The sequence below is a fragment of the Microbacterium sp. genome, from assembly GCF_030149085.1.
Lineage (GTDB): Bacteria > Actinomycetota > Actinomycetes > Actinomycetales > Microbacteriaceae > Microbacterium.
On sequence record NZ_JASBSF010000244.1, the window covers coordinates 1 to 5729 of the forward strand.

Consider the following 5729-nt stretch of genomic DNA (forward strand, 5'->3'; position numbering starts at 1 on the left):
ACGGGGAGTACTCGCTGACGACTTCGAAGGGCCTGACGGATCGTGTGGTCTGCACTCCTCCAGCGTAGGCGGGGGTTCCGACATCGAGGCCGCCCGGCATTTCGGTGGGCGCAAAGGATGCCTACTCTGGAGGCGTGCTCGAGTTCTTCGTGGGATCCGGTCTTGCCGCAGCAGCGGGGCTGAACGCTTGGATGCCGCTGCTGGTGCTCGGGCTCGCGAACCGCTTCTTCGACGCGATCGAGCTGCCGGCGGGGTGGGCCTGGCTGTCGAGTGACATCGCCCTCTGGATCATCGGGGCGCTGCTCGTCCTGGAAATCGTCGCCGACAAAGTGCCGGTGGTGGACTCCATCAACGATGCGGTGCAGACCGTCATCCGGCCCGCATCCGGAGGAATCGCGTTCGGCGCCGGAGCAAGCGCCGAGACCGTGCGCGTGGATGACCCCAGTGCGTTCTTCGCGAATCAGAACTGGGTGGCCATCGGCATCGGAGTCGCGATTGCGCTCGCCATCCACGTGGTGAAGGCATCCATTCGCCCGGTAGCGAACGCGGCGACGGCGGGTGTTGCAGCCCCGATCGTCAGCACCGTCGAGGATGTCTCGAGTCTCGCGCTCTCGATCTTTGCGATCGTGCTGCCGATCCTCGGATTCCTGTTGCTGATCGGCGCGATCGTGACGGCAATCATTGTGATTCCGCGGTGGCGACGTCAGCGCGATCGGCGTGCGGCGATCCGCAACGGCAACGCCTCCCAGAGCACGTCGACCTGATCTCGGGTCTGCGCGAGCGTCCCCGCCGTGTCGATCACGACGTCGGCGATCGCAAGTCGCGCATCGTCGGGAACCTGCGATCCGATTCGGGATGCAGCCTCCTGCGGACTCATGCCGCGAAGCTCTACCAGGCGCTGTTCGCGAAGCTCGGCGGGGGCGTGTGCGACGACGACCAGTTCCCACGGGTCATCCACCCGCGCCTCCACCAGCAGCGGCACGTCGTACACGACGACGGCGTCGGGATCGGCGGCAAAGGCCTGCCCGAAGCGGCGAGCCGACTCCTCCCGCACCGCGGGATGAACGATCGCGTTGAGCACGGCGAGCCGGTCCGCGTCTCCGAACACGAGGGAGCCGAGCGCGGCGCGATCCAGCGCTCCGTCGACCGTGAGGATGCCGTCACCGAATTCTGCGGCGATGCGGTCGAGCACCGGCGACCCGATGCTCTGGACGTCGCGGACGACCTGATCGGCGTCCACGACCACGGCGCCGAGCTCGGACAGCCGTGATGCCACGGTGGATTTGCCCGCCGCGATTCCCCCAGTGAGTGCGATGAGGGGCATGATCAGCTCTCCGCCGGCGCTGACGTCGGCGCGTCGGGACCCACGGAGGCAGGCGGGTTCGAGCGCGGCGGTTCTGCGATCAACACCGAGATGTCTCCGGTCTTGGCCGAACGGGTGGATGCCACATCCGCTGCGTCGATGAGCGCGCCGGCGTCGTAGCCGAAGTCGTGGGTCACGGCGACGCCGATGCCGACGACCGGGACCACGGCGTCGGGGACGGTGCGCAGAGCTTCGAACACGGCTGTGGCGAGTCGGGATGCCTGCCGTCGCGCCTCGCTCGCGTCCCAGGATGTGTCGCACACCCACAACACCGTGGCGCCGTCATCGCCGATGACCGCAAGCGGTTCGACGGTGCGCCGCACGGCATCGCGGGCTGCGACAGCAACGTGGCGCCCGACCTCGTTACCGAAGGCCTTCGCGATGAACGGCAGGTCATCGATGCGCATCGCGATGACGCCGACCCCGATGCCCTTCTCTTCGGCGCGTTCGAGCACATCGGTGACCGTCGCACGGAACTGCGGCTCGGTCAGGATGCGGTCGCTTCCGTCAACTGCCACGAGGTTGGTGTACCCCCGCATCCCTGCGCGGCCCGCACGCAGGATGGAAGTGACGATCGCCGCATTGATGACGAGCGTGATCGTGACAAAGCTCGCCGGGACTGTGGAGAACCACGCCTGAAACACGGGATCATCGGGTCCACGCAGGAGGAAGACGAGGGCCCTCGCGGCCGTATAGAGCGCCTCGATCACGAGCACGATGGCGAGGGCAATGGTCGTGCGGGTCTGCGCCAATCGACCGCGTGCGGTCTCCCATACGCCAAACGATGCCAGCACCGCCAGCGCGGCATACATCCAGACAACCCCTGCCCAGTCGCCGCCTTGCGGACCCTCGACAACGACGGCGATGAACGCAACAGCCATGCCCACACCGACCGTGCCGTAGGCCCAGCCGATGCGGTGTCCGTTGTAGCTGCGGCATCCGATCCAGATGAACCCCGTGGCCGCCACGAATGCCGCGTTTCCGGCGGCCACCGCGATCCATCCGCCACCGGCTGCCCAGATCGCGTAGGCGATGGTGGTCAGGATGCCGGCCAGAAAGGCGATCGACCAGTGCCGACCCGACACCTCGTCGCGGCGAATGAGGGTTTCGGAGATGTAGATGATCCCGACGATCAGCACGACCGCTGCCGTCATGACGCTGACCGAGTAGAGGTCGAGAGTCATCTCGTCGCCTCCATGTCGGAGCGGCCCGCCGTGGTGATCGCGCCCGACATGTTGAGTGCCTCTTCGGGGTCGATCGGCGGCAGCGGAACGTCGACCTGGGCGGGAACCCGCACGAGGAAGACAGAACCGACGCCCTGCTCGCTGCCGACGATGATCTCTCCGCCGTGCGCGCGAACGATGTCGCGGCAGATCGCAAGACCGAGGCCCGTGCCGCCGACGTCGGTTCGGGCCCGGAAGAATCGCCGGAAGAGGCGGCTCTGGTCATCGGGCGACAGGCCGATCCCGTCATCGCGCACCAGCAGATATGACGCGACGTCATCGCCGTAGACGGCTAGCTGCACCGATCCTCCTTCGCGCCCGTACTTGATGGCGTTACTGATGAGGTTGTCGGCGACTTGGCGCATCCGTGCCGGGTCCACGTAGGCATGCGTGGGTTGCACGTCGTCGGTGAAAATCGTGATCCGCCGCTCGAGCGCGGAGGGTTCCCACGCCTCGGCGGACGCCAGCACGAGCTGCTGAAGGTCGACGTTCTCGGGCGACACCGTCACATCGACTGTCGATTTCGACGACGACGTGGCCGAGAGGATGTCGGAGATGATCTGGATCATCCGTTCGGCGTTCTGCGTGGCCACGTCGAGGTCGCCACGTACCTTCTCGGGGATGCCCTCCGTCTCCAGCGCCAGGTCGAGATAGCCGACGATGGCGGTCAGCGGCGCGCGCAGTTCGTGCGACACCGATGCAACCACGTTGTCGCGAGCGAGGAGCGCGGTGCGCTCGGCGGTGACATCTCGCGAGATCACGACGGTGCCGGCATCCGCTCCCTGGGTGTCTCGCAGGCGCCGCGCCGTCACGCTCAGGGCCCGTCGCGTGGTGTCGGGAGCACCGAACCAGACGATCTGGTTGTCGAAGACCTCGCCCCGCTGCGCGCGAGCAACCGGCATCCGTTCCGGGACGAGGGGGGTCTGGCCGTCGGCGTCGAATGCCGGGAGGCGGTTGTGTCCGTCGGCGCTGATGAGCGCGTGCTGCATCCGCGCGTGAGCCTCGTTCGTGACCGTGACTGCACCGTCCGGTGAGATTCGGATGACACCGAAGTCCACCGAGTCCAGAACCTGGGTGACCAGCTGCTCCTGATGCTGGGTGCGTTCCAGGCTCTGTCCGAGCACCAGTGCCTGTTTGTCGAGCAGCGTCCGCTGCGCGGCGAAGCGGCGCAGACTGAAGTACGCCCCGGCCGAAACAGCAAGGGTCACGATCGGTAGGAGAATCAGCGCAAAGCTGAACGCCGACTCCTTGCCGGCGGCGATCACCCACCCATACGAGACCCAGACGAACAGATTCGCCGCGAGGAACCCCGCCAATCCCAATGACGCAGACAGCCACATCACGGGAAAGAGCCACAGCAACGCAATACCGGACTCGGGGAAGGCGGCCCGCATGAACAGGATCGCGACGACGTCGATCACCGGGACGATACCCACGGCCCACGGCGAGATCGCGTTCCACGGAACGAGCATCGTCACGATCGTCATGACGAACACCATCGCGACACCGACGAAGAACAGCGTGAGATCCCCCGGGATGGCGGCGATGATCGCAAACGCGGTGATGACCAGAACGACGACGGCGAGCATCACCTGCTGCAGCACTGCCATGCGTGCTTCGGTGCCGTCGCGGCGCAGGGCGAAGTCGTCAGCGAGAGAGCGCCACAAAGTACTTCGACCTGCTGCGCGGCTCGCACCGCGGCGTGCAGAGCCGGTTTCCACCTTCCCCATAGATGAACGTTATCGCGCAGGCGGGGCGGGTGGAGTCCTCCGCGCGCTGCCCGATCAGAAACCGAAGTCGCCGAAGTCTCCGAAGCCGCCGTCCGCGAAGCCCGTGTCTCCGGCTCCGGATGCGTCGGCCCAGCCAGGGTCGCCCCCCGTGTCGGTTCCCGCCTCGGCTGTTCCCGGATCCGTGGCACCGGCGTCGGCAGCGAAAACCGGAGCCATGAACGCGGACACGAGCGCGGACCCGATGACATACCCGGCGACGGTTCCGAGGAGCGACGAGCCGACCATCGAGCCGAAAGACGGCCCCTGACGCTGGCCGCCGAGCGTGCGCTCCATCGAGCCGGGATTCATGTACTCGGCTCGGGTGGCGGCACGGGCCATCTCGTTCGGGTCGGTCGAGCGGGGCTGCTCGGATGCCGGGAGGGTGGCTGTCATGTCGGCAAGCACCTGCTGCCGCTGTTGCTCGGTGAGCCTCGCGAAAGCCTCGGCGTGAACCTGCTCGATCGTCTCGGGCGGCGCTGTGCGCAGAAGGTAGCGGTACCGCTCGATCGCGATCTCGTCCTCGGACTTCGGCGGCGTCGTGGACGGATAACCCGCGGGACGCGGCGCGGCGGGCTGCTGCGCGTACGGCTGCCGGTTCTGGGGCTCGGTGCCGAAGAGTCGGTCAAGGAAACCCATGGTGTCCTCCGTGGGGTCGAGTTCGGGAACTCCTGACGCTATCCAGCGCAGCTTTGGGAGGGCTGTGAGCTGCGGGAGTTCTCAGGCGCTCGGCGGCACTCCCGGCTCCCCGATCGAGAGCATGAGGCGGTTGGCCCAGTTGAAGAACGACGCCGCGAGGATCGCGTCGAGCACCTCGAGGTCATCCAGACCCGCAGCATCCAGCCCAGCCAGCTCGGCAGCGCCGAACGCGGAGGGAGTCTGCGTCAGCGCGACACTCGCGTCGATGATCGCGTCCCAGCGCTGGTCGATGCGGGCCGATACTCCCTCGTCCAGGATGCGCTGCACGTCCTCGCGTCTGCCCGACTGCTGGGTCGTGAACGCGGAGTGCACCGACGCGCAGTACACGCATCCGTTGACCCGGGATGCCGCGGTCGCGGCAAGTTCGCGCTCGGCGCGCGGCAGCCCGGCATCCGTGTTCAAGAAGATGTCGAGGTCGGCCTTGGTGCGCTCTCGCAGGATGTCGGGGTCGCGTGCCAGCAGCCGGAAGTAGGGGTTCTTGACCCGCGATCGCTGCACGAGCGCCTCGTAGTGGTGCTCGGTGACCTCTTCGATCGGCAGCGGCTCCACCCACGGAACCCAGTCGAGGGTCTCTTGCGTGAATCGGGTCGGAGGGACCAGACCCTCGGGTGCGGGGATGACGGCGCTCACCGGCCGGCTCCTTCCGTGATCGAAACGGCGGGATCGACGACAGCGCGG

General features: G+C 67.1%; 6 protein-coding genes. 1 reads left to right on the forward strand and 5 read right to left on the reverse strand.

From position 1 onward, the window contains the following. The first annotated feature begins 134 nt into the window (after positions 1–134). Positions 135–764, forward strand: coding sequence for a DUF4126 domain-containing protein (locus Q1V87_RS09905; protein WP_300592141.1), 630 nt, complete (start codon positions 135–137; stop codon positions 762–764). On the opposite strand, the gene coaE is transcribed toward Q1V87_RS09905, so the two are convergent. The 5 genes from coaE to Q1V87_RS09930 form a co-directional block, all read right to left on the reverse strand. Next, entirely contained in the window at positions 704–1324 is a 621-nt protein-coding gene (gene coaE, locus Q1V87_RS09910) for a dephospho-CoA kinase (protein ID WP_300592143.1), read from the reverse strand. The two genes, Q1V87_RS09905 and coaE, sit on opposite strands and share 61 nt — an antisense overlap. 2 nt (positions 1325–1326) lie before the next feature. Then, entirely contained in the window at positions 1327–2547 is a 1221-nt protein-coding gene (locus Q1V87_RS09915; RefSeq protein ID WP_300592145.1) for a hypothetical protein, read from the reverse strand. Then, positions 2544–4196, reverse strand: coding sequence for a cell wall metabolism sensor histidine kinase WalK (locus Q1V87_RS09920; protein WP_300592147.1), 1653 nt, complete (start codon positions 4194–4196; stop codon positions 2544–2546). The genes Q1V87_RS09915 and Q1V87_RS09920 overlap by 4 nt, the downstream gene beginning before the upstream one ends. A 174-nt stretch (positions 4197–4370) precedes the next feature. Further along, positions 4371–4991: a hypothetical protein gene (locus Q1V87_RS09925; protein WP_292734712.1), complete on the reverse strand. Its 621-nt coding sequence runs from the start codon at positions 4989–4991 to the stop codon at positions 4371–4373. Between the two features lie 81 nt (positions 4992–5072). Next, on the reverse strand, positions 5073–5681 hold the full coding sequence (locus Q1V87_RS09930; RefSeq protein ID WP_292711268.1) for an alkylhydroperoxidase domain protein: 609 nt from the start codon (positions 5679–5681) through the stop codon (positions 5073–5075). Positions 5682–5729 lie beyond the last annotated feature (48 nt).

Coding starts and splice junctions, on each gene's coding strand:
- coaE (WP_300592143.1), bottom strand. CDS start 1,324: ATGCCCCTCATCGCACTCACTGGGGGAATCGCGGCGGGCAAATCCACC.
- Q1V87_RS09915 (WP_300592145.1), bottom strand. CDS start 2,547: ATGACTCTCGACCTCTACTCGGTCAGCGTCATGACGGCAGCGGTCGTG.
- Q1V87_RS09920 (WP_300592147.1), bottom strand. CDS start 4,196: ATGGCAGTGCTGCAGCAGGTGATGCTCGCCGTCGTCGTTCTGGTCATC.
- Q1V87_RS09925 (WP_292734712.1), bottom strand. CDS start 4,991: ATGGGTTTCCTTGACCGACTCTTCGGCACCGAGCCCCAGAACCGGCAG.